The sequence below is a fragment of the Streptomyces sp. NPDC031121 genome, from assembly GCF_055570615.1.
Genome location: NZ_JBVIGV010000025.1, coordinates 9370 through 31321 on the forward strand (window position 1 = coordinate 9370; position 21952 = coordinate 31321).

Below are 21952 nucleotides of genomic sequence, written 5' to 3' on the forward strand. Positions count from 1 at the left end.
CCTCTTCCCCCCCCCCCCCCCCCCCCCCCCCCCCCCCCCCCCCCCCCCCCCCCCCCCCCCCCCCCCCCCCCCCCCCCCCCCCCCCCCCCCCCCCGCCCCCGTTCACCGGGTTCAGGCCGCGGCCGCCCGGCCGAACCGGTCGTAGTTGTAGACCCCCGCGTAGACGGGGCTCCAGGCGGACTCGCCGGCCCCGCAGGCGCCCAGCACCACGGGGGACCTCCGGCCGGTGTCCCGCAGGCACTGGCCCGAGGTCACCTCGACGAGCTCCCAGCGGTCCCCGGCGACCGGGGAGTTGCGCCAGGTGAAGACGCCGCAGCCGCTGCCGGTGCCCACCACGAGCGGCGCACCGGGAGCCGCGCCGCCCTGCGGCGTGAGGCAGTACACGCCGAAGATGCCGACCGCGAAGGTGCCGTTGCCGCCCTGGTGGAAGGTGAACCGCTGGTGCAGCGCGGTCTTGCAGTCGAACGTCTGGATGACCTTCCCCGGCGCGGGCCCTCCGCCGCCCTGCATGTCGAGGCACTTCCCGCTCGGCGGCTTCAGGGTGTACGTGTAGGCGCTGCGGAAGCTGGTGGTGTAGTGCACCCCCGGGTCAGCGGAGGCCGACGCCGAGGCCGACGCCGGGAGGAGCAGGACGAACAGGCCTGCGAGCGCGGCCAGCAGACCGCCCCCGCCCCACCGAACAGACTTGCCGGTCACGTGATCTCTCCTGTCTCAAGACCTTCTTGACGCCCTGAACGTAGCGAGATCAACTGATCACCCGGTACCCGCCCATTCAGGGGGGTATACCACCGGGGGGTTCGTTTGCGGGGGTGCGGGTGGACGGCGCGGTGACCGGCGCGGTCACCGTGGCGGCCGTCGACGACGACCGGATGCTGCTGGACGGCCTGCGCTCCTGGCTGGCCGGTACCGACCGGCTGCGGCTGCTCGCCGCGGTCCCCACCGTCGGGGACCTCCTCGCCGGGCCGGGCCGCACCGCCGAGGTGGTGCTCCTCGACCTCGTGCTGCGGGACGGCTCCGTACCGGAGGACAACGTGCGCCGGGTTCGGGCGGCCGGCCCCCGGGTCCTGGTCATCAGCACGGTCGCGGACCGGTCCCGGATCGTCTCGGCGGTCGCCGCGGGCGCGGACGGCTACCTCACCAAGGACCACGACCTGCCGGCCCTCGTCGACGCCGTCGCCACCGTGGCGGCCGGCGGCACGGCCCACTCGCCCGAACTGGCCTTCGCCTGGGCCCACGACACGGCCGGCGACCGGCCCCGGCTGGCCCCCCGCGAGCTGGAGGTGCTGCGGTACTACGCCTCCGGGCTGACCCTCAAGGCGACGGCCCGCCGTGCCGGCATCAGCCCCCACACGGCCAAGTTCTACCTGGACCGGGTGAAGGAGAAGTACCGGGAGGCGGGCCGCCCCGCCTACACCAAGACCGACCTGGCGCACCGGGCCCGCGAGGACGGGCACGCCCCCTGACGGCCGCCGGCCCCGGCCCCGCCCCCGTGGTGCGGGGGCGGAACCGGGGCCGGCGCGCGGAGGGCGGGCGTCAGCTGCCGGTGGAGAGGTTGCCGGAGAGGACGGGGATGTTGCTGAGGATGTGCGAGAGGGACTCGTCGCCCTTGGCCTGGGTGGAGTTCTCGGCGCACTGCTGGTTCATCGGGTTGGACAGGACGTTGACGTCCTGGACTCCGATGTTGGCCACCTCGCCGACCAGCGACTGCGTGTTGACCTTCACCGGAACGCCGAGGCACGGCTTGTTGAGCGAGCCCTGCACCAGGGAGGCCTGCGGGCTCAGCGCGCCCTCGGTCTTCTGGTTGCCGTAGATCTGCGCGGCGTGGTTGCCGTTCACGGTGTTGATGCCGTTGTCGTTGCCGATGGCCATGGCCGGGGTGGCCAGGGCGGCGCCCGCGCCGAGGAGGGAGGCGGCGACGACGACCGTGTTGGCGGCCTTCTTGAGCATCGTGTTCCTGTTCGTAGTGGGGGTTGCTGTTGCCCGTGCATGCAGTGCAACAGCGCAGCGGGGGAGAGGTTGCGCGCCACCACTCGCAGGAGTGACCGGGACCGCCCGCCGGACGAGGGAGTGAGGCCCGGACGCGCCTCACTCCCCGGCCGGGGAGAGGCGGGCGATCGCGCCGTGCTCCAGGGCCGCGTACAAGGCGCCGTCCGGTCCGAAGGCCAGGCCGTGCGGCTCGCTGCCGGTGCCGGGCAGGTCGTACGCGGTCACCCGCCCGTCCGGGGAGAGCCGGCCGATGCGGCCCGTCGCCCACTCGGTGAACCAGTACGCGCCGTCCGGGCCGGCGGTGACGGCGTGCGGGCGGCAGCCCGGATCGGGCAGCGGGAACTCCGTGACCTCGCCGCCGGTGGTGATCCGGCCGATCCGGCCGGCGGCGATCTCGGTGAACCACAGGGCGCCGTCGGAGCCGGCCGTGAGGCCGACCGGCCCGCAGTCCGGATCCGGCAGCGGGTACACGGTGACCTCGCCGCCGGTGGTGATCCGGCCGATGGCACCGCCCCGGTTGAGGGTGAACCAGAGCGCGCCGTCCGGGCCCGCGGCGATGAAGGCCGGGAAGGCGTCGGCCCGCGGGAGCGGGAACTCGGTGACGTCGCCGTCGGTGGTGATCCGCCCGATCCGGCCCGCCGCGGACAGGGTGAACCAGAGCGCTCCGTCGGCGCCCGCCGCGATGCCGTACGGGGCGGACGCAGGGCCGGTGCCCGAGGCGGGGAGGGCGAAGGAGCGGGCGCTGCCGCCGGTGGTGATCCGGCCGATCCGGTCGTCCCGCAGGCGGCTGAACCACAGGGCGCCGTCGGGGCCCGCGGTGATCAGCGAGGGCCCGCACCCGGCGTCGTCGAGCGGGAACTCCTCGACCGCGGCCGGGCCGCCGCCCGCGGGCCCGGCGGCGGGCAGCCGGGCGATCCGGCCGGCGTGGACGAGCGTGCACCACAGGGCGCCGTCGGGGCCGGCGGCGAGCGCGTAGGGGCCGGACGCGGGATCGGAGACGGGGATGGTGCGAAAGTGCGGGGAGGTCATACGGGGCAGGCTCTCCTTCGGGCGGCGGGCGGCGGCGGGGCGGCTTCGGTACGGGGGGCCGGGGTACGGCACGGAGGCGGCCGGCGGCGGGTTCACGCCGGCAGGGGTGCGGGCTCGGGCAGGCGGCGTCCGGCTGGGGCGGCGGGCGGGACGGCGGTGAAGCCGGGGGCCGCCGGGGCGAGTTCGAGGCGGTCGCCCTGCCAGCGGGCGTGCAGCGCCCGGTCGTGGCTCACGGCGATCACGGCTCCCGCGAAGGAGGCCAGCGCCTCCTCCAACTCCTCGGCCAGTGCGGGGGACAGGTGGTTCGTGGGCTCGTCCAGCAGGAGGACGTCCGCCGGCTCGGTGAGGAGCCGGGCGAGCGCCAGCCGCTGCCGCTGACCCGCCGACAGGGACGCGACGGGCACGTGCAGCCGGTCCCGGCGGAACAGGCCGAGGGCAAGAAGGCGTTCGGCGTGCTCCTCGGCGGTGCCGGGGCGGCCGTCCGCGTACGCGGCGAGCAGGGTGCGCCCCCGCGGTCCGGCGGGTGTGTGCTGGGCGAGGAGGCCGATCCGGCCGCGCCGGCGCACCTGCCCGCCGTCCGAGGGCACCGTGCCGGCGAGGACGCCGAGGAGGGTGCTCTTGCCGGCCCCGTTCGGCCCGGTGACGAGGAGGCGGTCGCCGGCGCCGACGGTGAGGCCCACCGGCGCCAGCCGCCCTGCCACGTGCACGCCTTCGGCGTGCAGCAGCTCCCCCGGCCGGCCGGTGCCGCGCGGCAGGGCCGGCGTGAAGGACAGCGGGGCGGGCGGGGCGGGGACCGGCCGGGCGAGCAGCCGCGCGAGGCGCTCCTCGGCGTTGCGGACCCGGCCGGCGAGGGACTGCTGCACCCGGCCCGCGGCCCGGTCGTAGGCCATCTTGTTCCCGTCCTTGATCGCCCGGCCGGGGGCGACGCGGCGGGCGGTGGTCGCGGCCGCCTCGCGCAGCCGGGCCGCCTCCTCGGCCCACTGCCGGTGCGCGTCGGCGCGGCGCTGCCGGTCGGCGGCGCGCTGCGCGAGGTAGCCGGCGTAGCCGGTGCCGTAGCGGGTGGTGGTGTGCAGGTCGCCGTCGACCTCCAGCAGGGCCGTGGCGACCCGTTCGAGGAACGCCCGGTCGTGGGAGACGGCGACGGTGGTGCCGCGGCGGGTGCGCAGGTGGTCCTCCAGCCAGGTCAGGGCGGGGCCGTCGAGGTGGTTGGTGGGCTCGTCGAGCAGCAGGATCTCGGGGGCCGCGGCGAGGAGGGCGGCGAGGCGCAGGCGGACCTGTTCGCCGCCCGAGAGGCCGCCGACGGTGCGGTCCCGGGGCAGGCCCGCCAGGCCGAGGCCGTGCAGGGCGCGTTCGAGGCGGGCGCCGGCCTCGTAGCCGCCGCGCAGTTCGTAGGCGGTGAGGAGGTCGGCGTACGCGGAGAGCACGGCCGGGTCGTCGCCGGCGCCTTCGGCCATGCGCGCCTCCAGGCCCCGCATGTCCCTTTCCATGGTGCGCAGTTCGGCCAGGGCGCGGTCGATCACCCGGCGGACGGTCAGGTGCGGCGGGAGGTGCTCCTCCTGCGGGAGGTAGCCGATGCCGCCGTCGGCGCGGGCGATGACCTCGCCGCGGTCGGGGCGCTCGGCTCCGGCGAGGATGCGCAGCAGGGTGGACTTGCCGGATCCGTTCTCCCCGACGATCCCCAGGCGGCTGCCGGCGGGCACGGAGCAGGTGACGGAGTCGAGGACGGTGCGGCCGTCGTAGGACTTGGCGACGTCAAGGGCGGTGAGCTGGGCGGTCATGGAGCGGCTCCAGGGGGTCGGAGAAGGGGCGTGCGGGCGAGGTGGCGAGGCGGGGGTTGCGGGGCATGAGCACCGGGAACTCCTTAAGTCGACGAATGTTGCGTTAAGATGCTGCCATGGAATCAGGCACCTCCGCAAGCAGTGATCCCGACGGCGCATCCGGCGGCGCGTCCGGCGGCGTCGCCCCCGAGGGCGCGCCGCCGGTGCGCCGCCGCACCGGCGGCCGCAGCGCCCGCGTCCGCGCCCAGGTCCTCGACGCCACCGGCGCGGTCCTCCTCGAATCCGGGTACGACGGCCTGACCGTCGACGCGGTCGCCCTCCGGGCCGGCGTCCACCGCACCACCGTCTACCGGCGGTGGCGCGACGTGGGCGGCCTGCTCGCGGACCTCCTCGACGCCGCAGCCGACGACTCCTGGACGCCCCCCGACACCGGGTCCCTGGAAGGCGACCTCACCGCCCTCAACCAGGAGGTCTACGACGCCCTCTCCGCCGGCCCCGGCCTGACCGCCGCCCTGATCGCCGCCTCCTTCCGCTCGCCGGAGGCCGCCGGAGCCCTCAGCCGGTTCTGGGAGGACCGCTACGCCCGCTGCGCCGTGGTCGCGGACCGCGCCGCCGCCCGGGGGGAGCTCGGCCCGCCCGCGCCCGCGGCCGGGGCCGTCCGCGCCCTCCTCGTGGCCTCCACCGCGCCCGTCTACCAGGAACTCCTGCTGCTGCGCAGCGCCCCCGACCCGGAGCTGCCGCGCCGGGCCGCGCGGGCCGCCGCCGCGGCCGCCCATGCGGGCGCCTTCTCCTGACCGTCCCCGCCGGCTCGGAGCGGGCCGCCCCGCGGGGGGATAATGCCCTCATGGGGCGGCAGTGGCGGTCCGCCGTCGCACACACCAGGACCCGCATGGGCGAGGCGCTCTTCCGGCGGGTGGCGGGACCGTCCGGCCCGCAGAACCGTGACCGGATCCACCTCACCCCCGGCCCGCGCTGGTTCCCCGCGGACGGGCCCGTCCAGCGCGTCCACGGCGACGCCGCGCTCTTCGTCGGCGGGATCGCCGCCCTGCTGCTGCAGTCGCTCCACCCGCTGGCCATGGCTGCCGTCGCCCAGCACTCCGACTACCGCGAGGACCCGTGGGGCCGGCTCCAGAGCATCAGCACGTTCCTCGCCTTCACCACGTACGGCACCGCCGAGGACGCCCAGCGCGCCGTGGACCGCGTCAGGGCCGTCCACCGCACGGTGCGCGGCACCGCGCCCGGCGGGGAGCCGTACGCGGCCGCCGACCCCGTCCTGCTGGAGTGGGTCCACGACGCCGAGGTCAGCTGCTTCCTCGGCGCCCACCAGCGCTACGGGGCCCGCCGGCTCGGCCCGGCCGAGCAGGACGAGTACGTCGCCGGGATGGCGCGCGTGGGCGCCGCACTCGGGGTGCTGGAGCCGCCCCGCACCGTGGCCGAGCTCGGCGCCCGCCTCAGGGCGTACCGCCCGCAGCTGCGCGGCACCCCGCAGGCCCGGGAGGCGGCCCGGTTCCTGTTGCGCCGCCCGCCGGTGCCGTGGCCGCTGCGGCCGCCCTACGCGGCGCTCGCCGCGGCCGCCGTGGACCTGCTCCCCGAATGGGCCCGCGCCGAACTCGGCCTGCGCCCGAGGCTCCCGTTCGAGCGCAGGTGCACCCGGATGGCGGGCGGCGCCGCGGTCCGGCTCGTCGGCTGGGTGCTGAGGGCCCCGCCCGGCACGCTGCGCCGCCCCGGGCGGGGGCGGCCGGCGCCCCGCCCGGGATGAGCGGTCGGGGAGGCGTGCCGGGCGGGGCCAACACCGCGCAGGGTCCGGCGCCGTGGGCACAGGTGTCCCCGATGGGGGCCGAACGGCGGTGTGTTGCGGCGGGGATGCGCGGCGGCGTGCGGGCGGGTCTGCCGGAGCCGGTCAACGGGCCCGGCTGTAGCGGGCCTTGTTCGTCCAGATGCGTTCGAGCCGTACGCGGGTGCCGGGTCTGGGCGCGTGCCAGATCTTGTTGTGGCCGGCGTAGATTCCCACATGGCTCATCGTCGCCCCCTTGGGGAAGAAGACGAGATCGCCCGGAGCGCGCTGGCGGCGCGAAATGTGCTGCGTGCTGTCGTATTGCTGGTCCGCCGTGCGGGGGAGTTTCCGCCCCGCTTTCCGGAAGGCGTAGAGCGTGAGGCCCGAGCAGTCGAACTGCCGGGGCCCGGTGGCGCCGTACACGTAGGGGGCGCCTTCCTTGGACGCGGCCACCGCGACGGCTTTGGCGCCGTACGGTGAGGCCGCGTGGGCCGGTGTGGCCGGTACGGAGACGGTGGCCACCGCCACTATGAGGAAGAAGGCGCACCCCTGGGGGGCCCGACGTCCTGCGATGCGGCCTCCGTGCGGCCTCGGTCTTTCCACTCCGGCGTTGATCAATCGTGATCCCTTCGCATTCATGTTGAACGACCACCGCTTTCTACGGCAGTTCATCGAAGTGACATGCGTAATGGCTCCCGACGACCGCCCATTGTTCTCCGACGCATGCGCAGGCGCTGTTTTCGGACACGCCCTGGAATATCTCGGTTGGGTAAAGGAGCGGGTGCGAAGGCGGATCATATGACCGGTGGTGGGGGCCATACGGGTGGCGGAAGGGACCGATACGCCCCTGTCACGAGAATCTCGCCCGCCGGACGCGCGCCGCGCCGGAGCGGCGTCTGCCGGCGGGAGCACATGCGGGGAGGGGGCGGCGCGTACGCGGACCGCGGAGGGGCCGCCGGCACTCACCCGGCCGTGCGCGGCGGGAGTTCGCGCAGGCGTACGTCGGTGAGGCGGGAGGAGTCGACGCGGGCCGTCATGTACGTGCAGTGCGGTTGGCGGCGGCGGTCCGTCGGGGAGCCCGGGTTCAACAGGCGCAGGCGGTTGCCGGCCGTGGAGTCCCAGGGGATGTGGCTGTGGCCGAAGACAAGGACGTCCAGGTCCGGGAAGCGTTCGGCGCAGCGCCGCTCGCGGCCCTTGGCCGGGCCGGTCTCGTGGACCACGCCGAGGCGCAGGCCGTCGAGGTCCGCGTACGCCACCTCCGGGAGGCGGGCGCGCAGGCCGGGGCCGTCGTTGTTGCCGAAGACGGCGACGAGGCGGCGGGCGCGGGCCTCCAGGAGGTCGAGGGTGGCCTCGTCCACCCAGTCGCCGGCGTGGACGACGACATCCGCACGGGGCACCAGGTCGAGCAACTCCGCGGGGAGGGCCTTGGCCCGTACGGGGAGGTGGGTGTCGGACATCAGCAGCAGGTCCACGCGCCCGACGGTAGCCGGGCGGGGGTGCCGGTGCCCGTCCGTGGCCCGTGTGGCCCTCGTGGCGTGCGAGGGCGTGGGGGCGTGCCTACGGTGAACGGGTGCGACCCGTACCCATAGCCGTCACCGCGGCCCTCGCGTTCGGTGCCGTTCTGGCGGCATCCGCCCCGCCGGCCGCGGTCCCCGCCCCGCCGCCCGTGCAGCGCGCCCGCGCGGCAGCCCCCTCGCTGGCCGCCGAGGTGGTGCCCGTCTCGGCCGAGGCGCTCGGCGCCACGTACCGCGCGGGCTGTCCCGTGGGCCCGGAACAGCTGCGGCTCATCCGGATGAACCACTGGGGGTTCGACGGCAAGGTGCAACGGGGAGAACTCGTCGTCCACGAGGGCGCCGTCGGCCCGCTGCTCGCCGTCTTCGGCAAGGTGTTCGAGGCGCGGTTCCCCATCCGGCGCATGCAGCCGGCCGCGGCGTACGGCGGCGACGACGAGAGGTCCATGGCGGACGACAACACCTCGGCGTTCAACTGCCGCCCCGTCACGGGCGATCCGGGCCGCAGGTCGCAGCACGCGTACGGGGACGCCGTCGACATCAACCCCGTGGAGAACCCGTACGTGGACCGCGGCGGCACCGTCCACCCGCCGGCCGGACGCGCCAACCTGCGCCGCGACCGGCCTGTCCCCGGCATGATCCGGCCGGGGGACGCGGTGTCCCGTGCGTTCGGGGAGATCGGCTGGCATTGGGGCGGCCGCTGGCCCAACCCCGACTACCAGCACTTCTCGGCCACCGGCGGCTAGCGCATTGACCCCGCGTGGGGCCCTGGCTCGGGGTCAACGTGCCACGAGGTAGCGGAGGTAGACGACGCCCGAGTCGAAGGTGCGGGTCTCGGCCAGGGCGAGGTCCACCCGCCGGCCGGCCCGGGGGAAGAACGGGGTTCCGCCGCCCACGAGGACCGGGTACACCACGGCCCGGTACTCGTCGATCAGGTCCGACGCGGCCGCCTGGGCGGCGAGGGCCGCCCCGCCGATCGCGATCTCGCCCCGTCCCGGTTCGGCCCGCAGCCGTTCGATCTCCTCTGCCGGGCTGCCCGAGGCCAGGCGGGCACGGCCCCGGACCTCGCCCAGGGTGGTGGAGAACACGACCTTCGGCAGCGGGTTCCACAGCGCGGCCCACTCGCGCTCCGCCTCGCCGAGCGACGGGTCCTGGTCGGCGGTCTCCCAGTACAGCATCGTCTCGTACAGACGGCGCCCCAACAGGTGGACGTCCACGCCCCTGATCTCGTCGATCCAGAAGCGGAAGACGTCCGGCTGGGGGGCCGTCCAGTCGAAGCGGCCGTCCGGCCCGACGATGTAGCCGTCGAGCGAGACACCCATCGAGTACGTCACTCTGCGCATCGGAAGCCCTCCTCGGGAACGCTCCGACACTACGGCCGGCGGCCGGCGTTCGGGGGAGAACCGCCGGGCGTTCGCCCACCTGTCAGGTGAGGCTGTGCCACCAGGGGGCCTCGATGCCGCGGCGGCGCCTGCGGTACCCGCGGCGGCCCGCCGCCGCGGCCAGCACGGACCATATCGCCGCTCCCGAGACCAGCGGGGTGGTGCTGCCGCCGGCCGTGCCCGCCACCATGGCGGCCGTGCCGGCGAGCGAGAGGAGGGCGGTCCAGGTCGCCCGGTGCAGCAGGATCAGCGCGACCGCGAAGCCCAACCCCGTGAACGTCACCGCGAAGTACGGCACTGCGGCCCAGACCGCGTGCGCCCGGCCGAGGACGAACACGCCGGCCGCCACCGCCCATCCGTACAGCATCAGGGCGAGCGTGATCCGGACCAGCCGCTGCCCGTCCACGGCGTATCCGCCCATGTCCCGAAGCGGAGTCGTCCGTGTCCGGCGTACGCGCGTTCCCTTTGGCATGCGGCCAGCATAGGCGCGCCGAGGCGCCGAACCCGTCGCCGGTGGAGGGAGGGCCCGCGCCCGGCTTCCCGCCCCGCCGCAGCCGGTTGAGGCGCGCGGGGCGGGGCACGCGAGCGTACGGATCCGGCCAAGCTGAATGGCCGTTCGATGAACCCCGGGCGGCCGTGGCCCCGTGTGGTGCCGCTGAAGCGCACGTCACCGGAGTGCTCACCGTCCGTCCTCGGGCGGGTGCGGAACGCCATCGGGCGGGCGCACCGGGCGTGAGCTGGGCGAACACCCCTTCGGGTATCCGGTATCCGAACGCGTTGTCCGTAAATCGGCGATCGATGTGCGACCGCCCTTCAAACCCGACAGACTCGGCGGTGTCAGAGAGCGATATCGCAAGAAAGTATCGCACTCAACCTTCGAATCGAAAGCGAGTTCTGTCGTGCGTCACCGCTTCGCTGCCGTATCCGCCGCTGCCCTCCTGTGCCTGGCCGGCGCCACGGGCATGGCGGAGGCACAGCCCGCAAGCCTGTACGCCCCGTCCGCCCTGGTCTTCTCCGTCGCCAAGGGGGACGACGCCAACAGCACCGTCGTCCGGGCGACCACCCTCAGCTGCGCCCCGAGCGCCCAGGGCACCCACCCCGACCCCGAGGCCGCCTGCGAGGAGCTGAAGTCCACCGACGGCACGTTCGACCGCCTGCTCGCCGCCCCGGACCCGAACCGCATGTGCCCCATGCACTACGACCCCGTCACGGTCACCGCGGACGGCGTCTGGCAGGGCAGCCGCGTCTCCTGGAAGCACACCTTCGGCAACTCCTGCTCCATGGCCGCGACCCTGAACGGCAACGCCGTCTTCGCGTTCTGACCCACCCCCCCCCGCATCCCGGCCGCCACGGTGCGGCGGCCGGGAACCGCTGATCAACAGGCCCGGACGGGCTGCAGGTCGTGCACGTAGCGGGCGGACACCCAGCCGTTCACCCCGTGGAGCCGGTACCACACCGGATTGCCCTCCACCCAGCCGCCGCGCTGCTGGCACACCAGGTGCACCACCTGCTCGTGGCGCAACGTCTTGACGACGTTCGAGTACACCGTCGGCTTGGCCCGTACGTGGACGCCCGTGCGCGAGACGACCACGCCCTTCGGGTACGCCGCCCGCACGGCTGCGGTCCGCTGCGGCGCCGGGCCGTCCTGCCCGTTCGCGACGGCGCCCGCCGTCCAGCCGCCCGTCCCGGCCACCACGCCCGCCACCACCGCGGACACCACCACCGCACGCCTGACCATCGGCCTCAACCGCCTCACCTGCTCGCCTCGTTCCGCTTCGTACGCGGCGCCCCGTGCGGCGCCCGCAGCCCCGACTATCCGGCGGCCCGCAGCCCGCACGCGGCGGACACGCCACGATGCGGCCGTACGGGTGAGGACACGCCGGAGCGGTCGCGCGGCAGCGGCCGGGGCGGCGCCGCGACCGAAGGGAAGCCGTACACCTCCGCCTCCCGTGCCCCGCCCCGGCATGGGCCGCGCACGAGTGGCTCCGTGTGCCGAACGGGCCGACCCTGGAAGGGTGAGCACCGAGGGACGCACCACGGCGGCCTCGGCACTGGGGCGGTTCCTGGAGACCCCCGTCGTCGGCATGGCCCCGTGGATCATCTTCTCCCTGCTGGTCGGGCCCGGCCGGTTCGAACTCTCCGTGGCCCTCGCGCTGGCCGCCGCGGTCGCGCTGGTCCTCCTCGGGCGCATCGCCCGCCCGGGCAGCTCCTGGAAGCTCCTCGAAATCGCCGACATCGTCTTCTTCGCCGGCATGGCCGTCGTGGGTGCCCTGGCCGGCCCCGGCACGCTGCGCTGGCTGGAGACGTACGCCGGCGAGGTCTCCAACATCGCCCTCGTGCTCATCGCCTTCGGCTCGATGGCCGTCCGCACGCCCTTCACCCTCCAGTACGCGCGCGAACAGGTCGACCCCGCGCTCTGGCACACGCGCACCTTCCTGCGCACCAACTACGTCATCACCGGCGCCTGGGGGCTCGCCTTCCTGGTCGCCGCCCTCGCCGGCGCCTTCGGCGACCTCGTCCTCCACAACCCGGACAACATGTGGACCGGCTGGATCATCCAGATCCTCGCCATCGTCGCCGCCCTGAAGTTCACCGACTGGTACCCGGAGGTCGCGCGGGCCCGCGCCCTGCGGAACGCCGGACAACCCGGCCCCGAACCGCCCTCCGCCGCAAGCCTGCTGCTGCCGCTGGCCGGGCTCCTCGTCCCCATCGGCATCGCCGTGCTCATCCTCGACGACGCCTGGTGGATCGGCGCCGCCCTGATCGCCGCCGGCGCTCTGCTGACAAAACTCCTGCGCCACTGACAAGCGCCGCACCGGCGGTCCACACTGGGGTCCACACCGGCTTGGGGGAGGGCACGGATGGACCGGATCCTGCGCATCGGCATACCCGCGGCACTCGCGGTCCTCGTCCTCCTCTCGCCCTGGTACGCCCCGTACTACAGCACCATCGCCCTGTGGGAGTTGCGCAAGGCCCTCTCCTGGCTGGCCGTGCCGGCGCTGGCCGGGGCGCTGGCCCTGCCGGCCGGCCTCATCCGCCTGCTGCGCCGGAGGAGCGCGGACCGCGGCGGCGGGGGCGACGCGGCCAAGATCCTCGGCTGCCTCGGCGCCGCCATCGGGATCGCCCTCACCTTCGCCTGGATGGTCTACGGGGCGTACCTCCAGGACCGGGCCTACATGGCGGCCACCCGCGTCGTGACCGGCCCGGTGCCCGAGCTGGCCGCCCGCGCCCCGTACGTCGTCGGCAGGGCGCAGGCCGCCCCGCACCTCGGCGACGTCACCGGCGAGATCGCGGACATCAGCTATCTGCCCGACTCCGACCGCTTCGCCACCCTCGTCGAGCGGCGCGGCTGGCTCGCCGGATACGAGGTCGGGCTGGTGCAGGACATACCGCTCGGCGGCACCAGCCGCTCCCAGCAGCGCTGCCGGTTCGACGTGGAGGCGGCCGACGCACGCATCGGCGGCTGGTTCCACCACAACCTCGGCCGGAAGATCGCCGCGCAGAAGCGCTGGGTCCGCTTCGACGCCGACGACGCGTACGTCGTCTGCGACGGCGACAAGCCCGTCGTGGCCGTCCCCCTCAAACGCCAGACCGGGCTCCTCGTCGTCACCGAACGCCCCGCCGGCCTCGCCCTGTACGACGGCCGCACCGGCCGGCTCACCGTCACCGCCGACCCGCAGGCGGTGCCCGGCCCGTCCTACCCGCTGAGCCTCGCCGCCCGGCAGCGGGAGGCGACCGCCGCCGTCGGCAGCTTCACCGACTGGTGGTTCGAACGCAGCGGCTGGGACGCCTCCGAGGACGGAGCCAACGCCGGCAACGAGTCCGAGTTCGCCCTGCGCCACCGCGACGGCAGCGGCAACAGCTCGTACGTCACCCCGCTCACGCCGCAGGGCGAGGCCAGCTCCGTCGTGGCCGTCTCCACCGTGCCGACCCGGCACCGCGGCGGCGGGCTCGCCCCGCTCACCGTGCACCGGCTCGACCCGACCTGGTCCTCGCCCGCGGCGATCGTCGCGCTGGTCAAGGCCGAGTACCGGGACGTCTGCTGCTACAACGACGACCGGGTGTTCGAGGTGGTGCCCACCGGCGGCACCACCTGGACCGCGACCGTCGGCAGCGAGCAGAACATCCGCTACCGCGTGGAGGGCCGCGGCCAGGTCGGCGGACGCGAGGCCACCTGCCTGAAGAGCGCCGACGGCACGCTCATCCGCTGCGCGTACGCCGCCCCGGGCTCCCCGGAGGAGCAGGAACTCGCCCGCCGCGAGGAGGGCAAGCGCAAGGAGCAGGGTGCCGGACCGCCCGATCTCGGCGACCTGACCGCGTACACCCCCGAGCAACTGGCCGAACTGCACCGCCGCATCAGCGAGGAGGTCACCCGCCGCCTCAAGGGCGGGTGACGCATCCGCGCCGTGCCGGCCCGGCCGCCCTACGGGGCGGCCGAGCCGAACCAGGCCTCGGCGAGCGCCGGCAGCGTCCCCTCGGAGGGCGCGCCCAGCTCCCGCAGGTACCAGGGCAGGTTGCTGTACACGTGCAGCAGCGTGTAGGCGAGCAGCACCTCCGGATCGAAGGCGTGCCCGTACGCTGCGGCCAGCCGGGCCAGCAGCCCCGGATCGCCGCGGGTGACGAAGACGCCGACGCCGACGAAGTCGTAGGCCCGGTCCCCGATCATGGCCGGCTCGAAGTCGAAGAGCCCGGTCAGGCGCCACCCGGCGGGATCGACCATCAGGTGCTGCCGCATCACCTCCGTGTGCAGCAGGGACGGACGCGGGGCGCGGGGCAGCGCGACGGAGGCCAGGAAGTCGGGGATCTGCTCCAGCCACGCCTCGGACAGCCCGCGGCCGCGCTGCTGCGCGACGGCGCCGGCGGTCTGCCGGTCGAGGAAGGCACCCCAGTCGCCGGGACCGAGCACGTCAGCGAGCGGACCGGGGTCCAGGGAGTGCAGGACGGCGAGCGCCTCACCGGTCTCGGAGGCGATCCGCTCCCGGTCGGCCCGCGGCATCCGGTCCCAGGCGCGCGCGAGGTTCTCGCCGGGCAGCCGGGACATCAGCACGTACTGCCATCCGTTCTCGTACGGGCCGTACGAGCGGACCCGCGGTGTCGGGACCGGCAGCCGCCCCTGGAGGTACGACAGCACCCGCCCTTCGGCGGCGCCGTCGTGCGCCGCGGCCGCGGGGAACAGCTTCAGGACGTGCTCCGCGCCCACCGCGTACACCGGCTGGGAGCCTTCGGCGAACCGGGTCAGGGCCGCCCCGCCGAGTCCGAGCCGCGCACACAGGTCCTCCGCGCCGGGCCGCATCACCGCCTCGTCCGGCACGACGGCGTCCCACTGTTCGCCGGTCTCCACCACAGGCAGCATGCGGGCGACCGTAGGCGGTCCGCCCGGTGGGTGCAAAAGCGTTTTCGTCGTCAACCCCGTTCCGCCGTACGGCGTCCAACGCACCGGGGGAGCGCACCGCTGCCCCCTCGACCACGAGGAGGCACCTGATGCCGAAGCAGCGGGCTCCCCGCACCGTCTTACTGGCCCTTGCGGCGGTCGTGACCGCGGGCGGGACGACGGCACTCGCCCCGCCCGCCCGTGCGGCAGGCCCGGACCCGGCGGCCGTACAGGGTGCGGCGCGGCCGGCGCGGGGCGGGCACGAGGCGACCCGGGCCGCCCTGCGCGCCCTGGTCACGGAGGGCGGCCTGCCCGGCGCGGCAGCCGAGGTCCGCGACCGCAAGGGGAACTGGTTCGCGGAGTACGGGCACGCCGACACCGCCACCGGCCGCCAGCGGACCCGCGCCGACCGCTTCCGGGGCGCCAGCATCACCAAGACGTTCGTCGCCACCGTCCTGCTCCAGCTCGAAGCGGAGGGCAGGCTCAGCCTGGACGACACGGTCGAGAAGTGGCTGCCCGGCCTGCTGCAGGGCAACGGCTACGACGGCCGCACCATCACCCTCCGCCGCCTCCTGAACCACACCAGCGGCATCGCCAACCACACCGAGGACCCGGCGTTCCTCCACGACGCGGCCGGCCCCGGCTTCCCGGAGCACCGCTACGACACCCACACGCCCGAGGAACTCGTCGCGATCGCCCTGAAGTACCCTCCCCGGCCCGACCCCCAGAAGACGCCGGTGTACTCGAACACCAACTTCGTCCTCGCCGGGATGGTCATCGAGAAGGCGACCGGCCGCTCCCACGGTGAGGAGGCGATGCGCCGCATCGTCAGACCGCTCGGACTGACGGGGACCTCGTTCCCCGGCACCTCTCCGCGGATGCCCCGCCCGCACCCCGTCGGCTACTCCCGCCTGCACCGCACCGAACCGGACGCCGAGATCCACGACGCCACCGAACAGAACATGACCTGGCTCGGCGCCGCCGGCGACGCCGTCACCACCGTCGGCGACCTCAACCGCTTCCACCGGGCCCTGACGGGCGGACGGCTGCTGCCACCCGCCCAGACGAACGCCATGCTCACGGAGGTCCCGGCGGGCGGCGGCTTCGGGTACGGCCTGGGTGTCGAGTTCGCCCGGCTCTCCTGCGGCGTGAAGGTGGTCGGCAAGAGCGGCCGCACCAACGGCTCCCTGTCCGCGATGGTCGGCACGCTGGACGGCAGCCGCCAACTGACCTTCAACGCCAACGGCGACTGGCTCCAGGACGACGCACTGTACGCCAACGTCATCGAGGCGGAATTCTGCGGCCGGACCCCGCCCGAACCCGCCCCCGCAACCGCCGGCCCGTGGAAGCGGCCTCCCGCTCTCGCAGCCCGCCCGGCGACCTGACCCCGGCACTCGCCGGACCCGCCGAGAGCAACGCGCCCCGCGGGCAGCCCGGCGGTGCGGCGGTCAGCCGGCCTGCCGCACCGCCGCGGGGCGCGTCTGCCGGTGGTGCTCCAGCCTGGCGGCCTCCAACAGCCGCCGCCACGACGTCACCAGCGGCCTCCGCTTCAGCAGCGCCCGCCGCTCGCGCTCGGTCATCCCGCCCCAGATGCCGTGGTCGATCCGCTGGTCGAGGGCGTAGGCCAGGCACTCCGTCCGCACACGGCAGCTCCCGCACACCGACTTGGCCTTGTTCTGGGCCGCGCCCTGCACGAAGAGCTCGTCGGGGTCGGCGGTCCTGCACACCGCGCCGTCGGTCCAGTCCTCGTGCATGGCCACCCTGTGCCGTCCTCTCCCAGTCCCGGCTGCTCCCACGCCGCCGCCCCGCACCACGGGAGCGACGACCGGGGCCCGACCGTAAGGGAACCCACCCCCACCGACCAGACGGGTCAACCGGTTCGCCACCCCTTCGGGTGAGACCACTTGCCGCCCCGAACACGGTGGGGTACAGCGCCTACGCCACGCCGGTAGGCGGGTCAGCCGAGAACGACCGGTGGCGCCTGCACCTACACGGGCACTGCCGGGAACACGACCACCGAGCCGTCGCTGTAGCGGGCGATGTCGATCGCCACGTCCGTCGTACGGCTGTTGATCGAGACGCCGTCGCCCAGTTTGTGGATCCGATGTGCCGCGTTCATGAGGCGGTCGACCTCGGCCGTCGTGAACACGGGCCGGAACCCGTTCGGGCGTGCCAGCTCCAGACCCGACAGGCGCACCAGGACACCGGCAATGCCCGATTCCAGTTCGTCGAGGCGCTGCTGGTCGCGTTTGAGTGCGCGCGTGAAGCTCTCGAACGGATTGCCAGCGTCGCTCTGGGCGTGCTCGACGGCCTGGAGGACGACCACCCGCCGCTTCAGCGCGAGGGACAGGGAAGCGAGTTCGAGGTGGGCGCGGAACGTGCCTCCGTGGTCGTCGACGCCGGGGAACGCCTGGGTCAGCGTGCCCAGTTCGACGGCTTCACCCTTGGGTAGCCCGTCGAGTGCGCTCCTCCACCGGGCCAGCCGGCGGTCGGCTCTGCCCAGCGCCGTGTTGATGGCATGCACCGCGGAGTCGAGTCCCAGCGAGAATCCGATCCTGCCCTGGTCGAGCAGAACGGCAGTGGCCTTGTCGATGGCATCGCGGCAGCCGTCCAGCTCGCTGTGCTCGTCGTCGAGCTTCTCCTCCCGGAGTTGCTCCAGTAGCTCCGTGATGTGCTCGATGGCCCGCTGCCGCTTCTGGTCGGCGTGTGCGCTCACTCCCACCGCCACGGCCATGAGCACGAGTGGCGCGGCCACGGTCAGCGCCGCGCCGCCGGCGGCCGCGGCACCGGCGGTTGCACCGGCTCCGCCGACCGCGCCCGCCGCTGCCGCTCCTCTGACCGGCACGAATTGTGCGTGGGCGGCGATCCTGCCCGTCGAATCCACGAGGGCACTGCGGACGCCGTCCGCACCCTGCACCACCATCGGCCGCACCAAACTCTGCCCGAACTGCGCCGCGACCTTCGCCGGCACCACCATCCGGTACAGGCCTTCGCCGGAGGCGGTCGCTCTCGCCACCGTGAGGGAACTCCGTGCGGATTGCGTGACGAACTCGGACAGGTGCTGCGCCAGAGGACTGACGACATCGAGCGGAATGCCCCCGCTGCGGTCGATCCTGTCGGGCAGCGGATGCGCCTCGAGCGTGACGATCGGTTCGCCGGCCATGACGGCCAGCACTCCGCGCAGCTCACCCAGACGCTCGGCTGTCATCGCTTCACCCGCGGGCATCCCCGGCATGCGGACATCGGCGGTGGCCAGCGTCCACACGGGCACAGTCGTCTTACGGACGTCGGACATCGTCCCCCCTCTTCTCCGGCAGGAGCCTACGCCTCGTCAGCGGTCCGCTGCTGTCTGCGGCCGAGGCGCTCCTCGGTCAGGCGAGGAACGAAAGGCGTACGTGGCGTTGGGGGTTGTCCTTGTTGGTGTCGACCAGGCAGACCGACTGCCAGGTGCCCAGTTCCAGGCGGCCTGCCACGACGGGCAGGGTCGCGTGGGGTGGGACGAAAGCCGGGAGGACGTGGTCGCGGCCGTGGCCGGGGGAGCCGTGGCGGTGGCGCCAGCGGTCGTCCGCGGGCAGCAGGGTGCGGAGGGCGTCGAGGAGGTCGTCGTCGCTGCCCGAGCCCGTCTCGATCACGGCGATGCCGGCGGTGGCGTGCGGGACGAAGACGTTGAGGAGGCCGTCGCGGCCGGCTGCGGCCTCCGCGAGGAAGCGCTCGCAGTGGCGGGTCAGGTCGGTGACCGTCTCGGTGCGGCCGGTGGTCAGGTCCAGGATGCGGGTGGTGAATCGTTCGGACATGGACACCATCGTCGTCCATCGCGTGGGGTGGCGGCGGGAAGCGGACGGCAGGGCGCCGCCTCGCGTGCGCTGCTGCCCCGGATCTGAGCGATCATGGTTGCGGGTTCCGGGCCGGAGTGGCGCGGAGGCCCGTTCGTACCTTCGGCTTCGAGGAAACCGCCATGCACGATCCTTCCCTGCCGTTCTCCGACGCGGAGCCGCCGTTCGGCGGCGACAGTACGGCCGGGCCTGCCGGGCCCGTCGCGGACGAGCGCTTCGGGCCCGTCGACGTACGCCTCGACGCCGACCGCGGGACCGTGGCCGTGGCGGGCGCGGCGCTGCCCGGGGTGCGGCTCGTCCGCGGCGAAGGCGCCAAGCCGAACCGGTACACGCCCATCGGGACCCGCGACGGCGCCGCCCTCACCCTGACCGTGGACGGCGGCCCGGCCCGGATCCGACCGGCCCGGGCCTGGATACCCCGCCGCTCCTACCGCGTCGACGTCCGCGCCGGCGGCAGCCGCTACCGCCTGCTGCCCTGCTCGGCGACGGCCAGCAGGTTCCTGCGGGACGGCCGCCGCCTCGGCGAGTTCACCTCCCGCGGCGACGGGTCGGTCGCCGCGGACTGGCTGCCCGGCGCGGACCCGCAGCCGCAGGACGCCGCCGTCGGCTACGCCCTCGCCGCCGCGTTCGGGACGGGCGGCAGGTCGCTCGGCGACCTGGTCGTCGACACCGTCGACGCCCTGCTCCCCGGCTGAGCCGCAGCGGCGGGGGACGGGGCTACTTCGGCGCCTTCCAGAGCTGGCCCTTGCCGGTGTTCGCCGTGTACAGCTGGACGACGGTGCCGTTCGCGGTCGCGCCGCCCTTCACGTCGAGCACCTTGCCCGAGGCGACGTGGACGATCTGGCCCTTGGCGTTCACCGACCAGCGCTGCGCGGCGGAGCCGTTGCAGTCCCACAGCTGGATCTTGTTGCCGTTGGCGGTGCCGTTGCGCGAATCGTCCAGGCACTTGCCGAGCGCCCGGAAGGTCCCGTCCTTGCCGAGGATCCAGGACTGCGCGACCGACCCGTTGCAGGTGTAGAGCTGGATCTGCGTACCGTTCGCGGCCTTGCCGCCCTTGACGTCGAGGCACTTCCCGGCCAGCCCCGAGACCTTCCCCTGCGGGGACAGCACGGCGCCGGCGCCCGCGGCCAGCCTGCGGAAGCCCTGGACGTCGAACTGCTGCACGTACGTCCCGGCCCGCTTGTCCTGGTACGCGTACGCCGGCGAGCACATGACGGGGAACTGGCCGGAGTCGGTGCCCTTGACGCAGTCGCTCCTCTCCATGCTGCGGTTCGCGTGCGTCAGGCCCAGCGTGTGGCCGATCTCGTGGCTGATGTGGTTGCGCATGTACGTCTCGCCCATGGTCGCGGTGGGCTTGCCCTGCGGGGTGAAGAACTCGCTGTCGATGTACGCGTGCCCGCTGGTCACCGTCTCCGGTACCGAGGAGCTGGTGAAGCCGCAGCTCAGGTTGGCCATGCCGGAGCCGTCGCGGACGACCTTCCAGTTGGTGTTGCCCATGATGTCGCCGTCCGGGGGCACGCAGGGGCGGTGCAGCACGCCCAGGACCACCTCGCCCTTCGGGCGGGAGTACTCCCATCCCACCGGCTTGGTGTCGACCTTCACCGGCAGGTTCGTGATCCGCTGGAGGTCCGCCGCGGTGGCCTTGGCGTACGGGCCCAGCCAGTCCGCGGACTTCTGGTCGTAGAACTTGATGGTGTAGCCGGTGGCCAGCCACTTCGTGGCCCCGCTCAGCTTCCACCCCTCGCCCTGCGGGGCAGCGGCGGCGGACGCCGCCGCCCGCGCGGCCGCGCCCGAGGCGGCCTTCGCGGAGCCGCCCGACCCGGCGGGCGCCGCGGTGTCGGCGTCGATCTGCATGACGCCGTCGCGGAAGGCGCTGTGGTCGGTGCGCGACGGGACGGTGTCCGCCGCGTGCACGTCCGGCGCCGGAGCCGACGCGGCCTGCGCGGCCTGCGCGGCCTGCGGGCCGTCGCCGCCGTCCTCCGTGCCGAAGGCACTGGAAGACATGATTCCTCCTGCAATGGCCGCCACGGCGCACGCGCCGACCACTGATATCCGATATCCGGCCTTGAATCCCAAGTCCCCGTTGCCTCTCATCGTGTTTGCTCCCGGTGCGCACGTGAACGCCCCCGGGAGTCGAGAATCGAACAGATGATAGGGGAGCGCCGCGGGTTCGCCGCACGGCAGGGGCAGTTGACGGAGCATCGGCTGCCGCGTGCTCTAACCTCGCACCGTCAGCCGCACCCCCCACCTCCTTGGAGCAGGCAGGATGGCCGCGACACCCCAGAAGATCACCACGTTCCTGATGTTCGAGGGCCGGGCGGAGGAGGCGATGACCTTCTACACCTCGCTCTTCGACGACGCCCGGGTCCTCGACATCACCCGCTACGGCCCCGGCGAGCCGGGCCCGGAGGGCACCGTGCAGCACGCCACGTTCTCCCTCGCCGGCCAGCAGCTCATGTGCATCGACAGCCCCGCCAAGCACGACTTCGGGTTCACCCCGGCGATCTCCCTCTTCGTCCAGTGCGACAGCGAGGCCGAACTGGACCGCCTGTACGGGGCCCTGCTGGACGGCGGCGCGGCGCTGATGCCGCTGGGCTCGTACGGGTTCAGCCCCAAGTTCGGCTGGGTGAGCGACCGCTTCGGCGTCTCCTGGCAGCTGAACCGCCCCGGCTAGTGCTGCGGCCGGGAAGGTTCACCGGGCCTTCCCGGTCCCAGCACTGGCGGGAGGCTGCGCCATTCGGATAGGACTCGCCGCGGCGCGGACCGGTTCCGCGACAGCGGACGTGTACGTCCCTACCGTCAGGGCCTGTCCACACCTCCCCGTCGAAAGGTGCACCCGCATGCGACCCGTCAGCTCCGCCCTCGCCGTCCTGGCCGCCGGCACCCTCGTCCTCGGCAGCGCGGGCGCGGCGAGCGCCGACGTGACCGTGACCTTCCCGGAGGCCGTCTCCCACACCGTCGTCTTCGGCGACTGGCTGCAGATCGCCGGCGACGACGTCTTCAACGCCGGACACGACAACATCGTCGGCTCCAACAACTGACCGGGGCGGGCCCCGGGCCCGGGCTGGGGCGGGAGCCGCGGGGCCCGGGGTCGGCCTAGACGGCGGGAGCGGGGAAGGGCAGGCCGACGACTCGGGGTCGGGGTGGTGCTGGGGGCGTCCCGTCAGCCCATTGTCGTTCCGGCGCGGGCCGTCCTGTAAAGGGCGCGCCCGTTGGGCGCGTCGCTGCGCGATGGCCCTTGCGGGCCACCCTTGACAGGACGTCCCACACCGGAAAGACAACAAGCTG

At 74.1% G+C, this 21952-nt stretch carries 25 protein-coding genes; 11 read left to right on the forward strand and 14 right to left on the reverse strand.

Annotation, left to right across the window (positions count from 1 at the left end; all coding sequences use genetic code 11):
• Window positions 1-111: 111 nt before the first annotated feature.
• Window positions 112-696 (reverse strand): RICIN domain-containing protein, encoded by a 585-nt coding sequence (locus ACZ462_RS31495; RefSeq protein ID WP_467809431.1) that lies wholly within the window; start codon window positions 694-696, stop codon window positions 112-114.
• A 119-nt stretch (window positions 697-815) separates the two neighbouring features.
• Between ACZ462_RS31495 and ACZ462_RS31500 the strand changes: the two genes are divergently transcribed.
• On the forward strand, window positions 816-1463 hold the full coding sequence (locus ACZ462_RS31500; protein WP_468253282.1) for a LuxR C-terminal-related transcriptional regulator: 648 nt from the start codon (window positions 816-818) through the stop codon (window positions 1461-1463).
• Between the two features lie 70 nt (window positions 1464-1533).
• On the opposite strand, the gene ACZ462_RS31505 is transcribed toward ACZ462_RS31500, so the two are convergent.
• The 3 genes from ACZ462_RS31505 to abc-f all read right to left on the reverse strand — a co-directional run bounded on the left by ACZ462_RS31505 (window position 1534) and on the right by abc-f (window position 4793).
• Window positions 1534-1947 carry a rodlin gene (locus tag ACZ462_RS31505; protein WP_467809428.1) on the reverse strand — a complete coding sequence of 138 codons (414 nt, stop codon included), beginning with the start codon at window positions 1945-1947 and terminating at the stop codon, window positions 1534-1536.
• Window positions 1948-2085: 138 nt separating this feature from the next.
• Complete coding sequence (locus tag ACZ462_RS31510) at window positions 2086-3015, reverse strand: Vgb family protein (RefSeq protein ID WP_467809427.1); 930 nt, start codon at window positions 3013-3015, stop codon at window positions 2086-2088.
• 92 nt (window positions 3016-3107) lie between these two features.
• On the reverse strand, window positions 3108-4793 hold the full coding sequence (abc-f, locus tag ACZ462_RS31515; protein ID WP_467809426.1) for a ribosomal protection-like ABC-F family protein: 1686 nt from the start codon (window positions 4791-4793) through the stop codon (window positions 3108-3110).
• 116 nt (window positions 4794-4909) lie between these two features.
• Between abc-f and ACZ462_RS31520 the strand changes: the two genes are divergently transcribed.
• Together ACZ462_RS31520 and ACZ462_RS31525 are read left to right on the forward strand one after the other, a co-directional pair.
• Window positions 4910-5587 (forward strand): TetR/AcrR family transcriptional regulator, encoded by a 678-nt coding sequence (locus ACZ462_RS31520; protein WP_467809425.1) that lies wholly within the window; start codon window positions 4910-4912, stop codon window positions 5585-5587.
• 50 nt (window positions 5588-5637) lie between these two features.
• Entirely contained in the window at window positions 5638-6552 is a 915-nt protein-coding gene (locus ACZ462_RS31525) for an oxygenase MpaB family protein (protein ID WP_467809424.1), read from the forward strand.
• Between the two features lie 141 nt (window positions 6553-6693).
• Here ACZ462_RS31525 and ACZ462_RS31530 read toward each other — a convergent pair whose 3' ends face one another.
• Complete coding sequence (locus ACZ462_RS31530; RefSeq protein ID WP_467809423.1) at window positions 6694-7089, reverse strand: C40 family peptidase; 396 nt, start codon at window positions 7087-7089, stop codon at window positions 6694-6696.
• 440 nt (window positions 7090-7529) lie between these two features.
• Window positions 7530-8039, reverse strand: a complete 510-nt coding sequence (locus ACZ462_RS31535) for a metallophosphoesterase family protein (protein WP_467809422.1) — start codon at window positions 8037-8039, stop codon at window positions 7530-7532.
• Window positions 8040-8137: 98 nt separating this feature from the next.
• Here ACZ462_RS31535 and ACZ462_RS31540 point away from each other — a divergent pair, with 98 nt between their 5' ends.
• The gene (locus ACZ462_RS31540) at window positions 8138-8824 is read left to right on the forward strand and encodes a M15 family metallopeptidase (RefSeq protein WP_467809421.1); all 687 of its coding nucleotides are present in this window, start codon (window positions 8138-8140) and stop codon (window positions 8822-8824) included.
• Between the two features lie 33 nt (window positions 8825-8857).
• On the opposite strand, the gene ACZ462_RS31545 is transcribed toward ACZ462_RS31540, so the two are convergent.
• The gene (locus tag ACZ462_RS31545; protein ID WP_467809420.1) at window positions 8858-9421 is read right to left on the reverse strand and encodes a dihydrofolate reductase family protein; all 564 of its coding nucleotides are present in this window, start codon (window positions 9419-9421) and stop codon (window positions 8858-8860) included.
• 82 nt (window positions 9422-9503) lie between these two features.
• Window positions 9504-9881 carry a hypothetical protein gene (locus ACZ462_RS31550; protein ID WP_467809419.1) on the reverse strand — a complete coding sequence of 126 codons (378 nt, stop codon included), beginning with the start codon at window positions 9879-9881 and terminating at the stop codon, window positions 9504-9506.
• 541 nt (window positions 9882-10422) lie between these two features.
• On the opposite strand from ACZ462_RS31550, the gene ACZ462_RS31555 reads away from it, so the two are divergent.
• Window positions 10423-10782 (forward strand): subtilase-type protease inhibitor, encoded by a 360-nt coding sequence (locus ACZ462_RS31555; protein WP_467809439.1) that lies wholly within the window; start codon window positions 10423-10425, stop codon window positions 10780-10782.
• A 53-nt stretch (window positions 10783-10835) separates the two neighbouring features.
• On the opposite strand, the gene ACZ462_RS31560 is transcribed toward ACZ462_RS31555, so the two are convergent.
• On the reverse strand, window positions 10836-11198 hold the full coding sequence (locus tag ACZ462_RS31560; protein ID WP_467809418.1) for an SH3 domain-containing protein: 363 nt from the start codon (window positions 11196-11198) through the stop codon (window positions 10836-10838).
• A gap of 277 nt (window positions 11199-11475) precedes the next feature.
• On the opposite strand from ACZ462_RS31560, the gene ACZ462_RS31565 reads away from it, so the two are divergent.
• Both ACZ462_RS31565 and ACZ462_RS31570 read left to right on the forward strand, forming a co-directional pair.
• Window positions 11476-12264 carry a hypothetical protein gene (locus ACZ462_RS31565; RefSeq protein WP_467809417.1) on the forward strand — a complete coding sequence of 263 codons (789 nt, stop codon included), beginning with the start codon at window positions 11476-11478 and terminating at the stop codon, window positions 12262-12264.
• Between the two features lie 57 nt (window positions 12265-12321).
• Entirely contained in the window at window positions 12322-13854 is a 1533-nt protein-coding gene (locus ACZ462_RS31570) for a hypothetical protein (RefSeq protein WP_467809415.1), read from the forward strand.
• A 29-nt stretch (window positions 13855-13883) separates the two neighbouring features.
• On the opposite strand, the gene ACZ462_RS31575 is transcribed toward ACZ462_RS31570, so the two are convergent.
• Window positions 13884-14813 (reverse strand): phosphotransferase family protein, encoded by a 930-nt coding sequence (locus ACZ462_RS31575; protein ID WP_467809414.1) that lies wholly within the window; start codon window positions 14811-14813, stop codon window positions 13884-13886.
• Between the two features lie 128 nt (window positions 14814-14941).
• Between ACZ462_RS31575 and ACZ462_RS31580 the strand changes: the two genes are divergently transcribed.
• On the forward strand, window positions 14942-16216 hold the full coding sequence (locus ACZ462_RS31580; RefSeq protein ID WP_467809413.1) for a serine hydrolase domain-containing protein: 1275 nt from the start codon (window positions 14942-14944) through the stop codon (window positions 16214-16216).
• Between the two features lie 63 nt (window positions 16217-16279).
• On the opposite strand, the gene ACZ462_RS31585 is transcribed toward ACZ462_RS31580, so the two are convergent.
• The 3 genes from ACZ462_RS31585 to ACZ462_RS31595 form a co-directional block, all read right to left on the reverse strand.
• Window positions 16280-16585 carry a WhiB family transcriptional regulator gene (locus ACZ462_RS31585; protein ID WP_467809438.1) on the reverse strand — a complete coding sequence of 102 codons (306 nt, stop codon included), beginning with the start codon at window positions 16583-16585 and terminating at the stop codon, window positions 16280-16282.
• 233 nt (window positions 16586-16818) lie between these two features.
• A complete protein-coding gene (locus ACZ462_RS31590) occupies window positions 16819-18126 on the reverse strand; it encodes a hypothetical protein (protein ID WP_467809412.1) in 1308 nt (435 codons plus the stop codon).
• A gap of 76 nt (window positions 18127-18202) precedes the next feature.
• Window positions 18203-18625: a secondary thiamine-phosphate synthase enzyme YjbQ gene (locus ACZ462_RS31595; RefSeq protein ID WP_467809411.1), complete on the reverse strand. Its 423-nt coding sequence runs from the start codon at window positions 18623-18625 to the stop codon at window positions 18203-18205.
• Between the two features lie 161 nt (window positions 18626-18786).
• Between ACZ462_RS31595 and ACZ462_RS31600 the strand changes: the two genes are divergently transcribed.
• Window positions 18787-19359: a hypothetical protein gene (locus tag ACZ462_RS31600; RefSeq protein WP_467809410.1), complete on the forward strand. Its 573-nt coding sequence runs from the start codon at window positions 18787-18789 to the stop codon at window positions 19357-19359.
• Between the two features lie 22 nt (window positions 19360-19381).
• On the opposite strand, the gene ACZ462_RS31605 is transcribed toward ACZ462_RS31600, so the two are convergent.
• Complete coding sequence (locus ACZ462_RS31605) at window positions 19382-20668, reverse strand: ricin-type beta-trefoil lectin domain protein (protein ID WP_467809408.1); 1287 nt, start codon at window positions 20666-20668, stop codon at window positions 19382-19384.
• 262 nt (window positions 20669-20930) lie between these two features.
• On the opposite strand from ACZ462_RS31605, the gene ACZ462_RS31610 reads away from it, so the two are divergent.
• The gene (locus ACZ462_RS31610) at window positions 20931-21338 is read left to right on the forward strand and encodes a VOC family protein (RefSeq protein WP_467809407.1); all 408 of its coding nucleotides are present in this window, start codon (window positions 20931-20933) and stop codon (window positions 21336-21338) included.
• A 166-nt stretch (window positions 21339-21504) separates the two neighbouring features.
• Window positions 21505-21705 carry a hypothetical protein gene (locus tag ACZ462_RS31615; protein ID WP_467809406.1) on the forward strand — a complete coding sequence of 67 codons (201 nt, stop codon included), beginning with the start codon at window positions 21505-21507 and terminating at the stop codon, window positions 21703-21705.
• The last annotated feature ends 247 nt before the right edge of the window (window positions 21706-21952 follow it).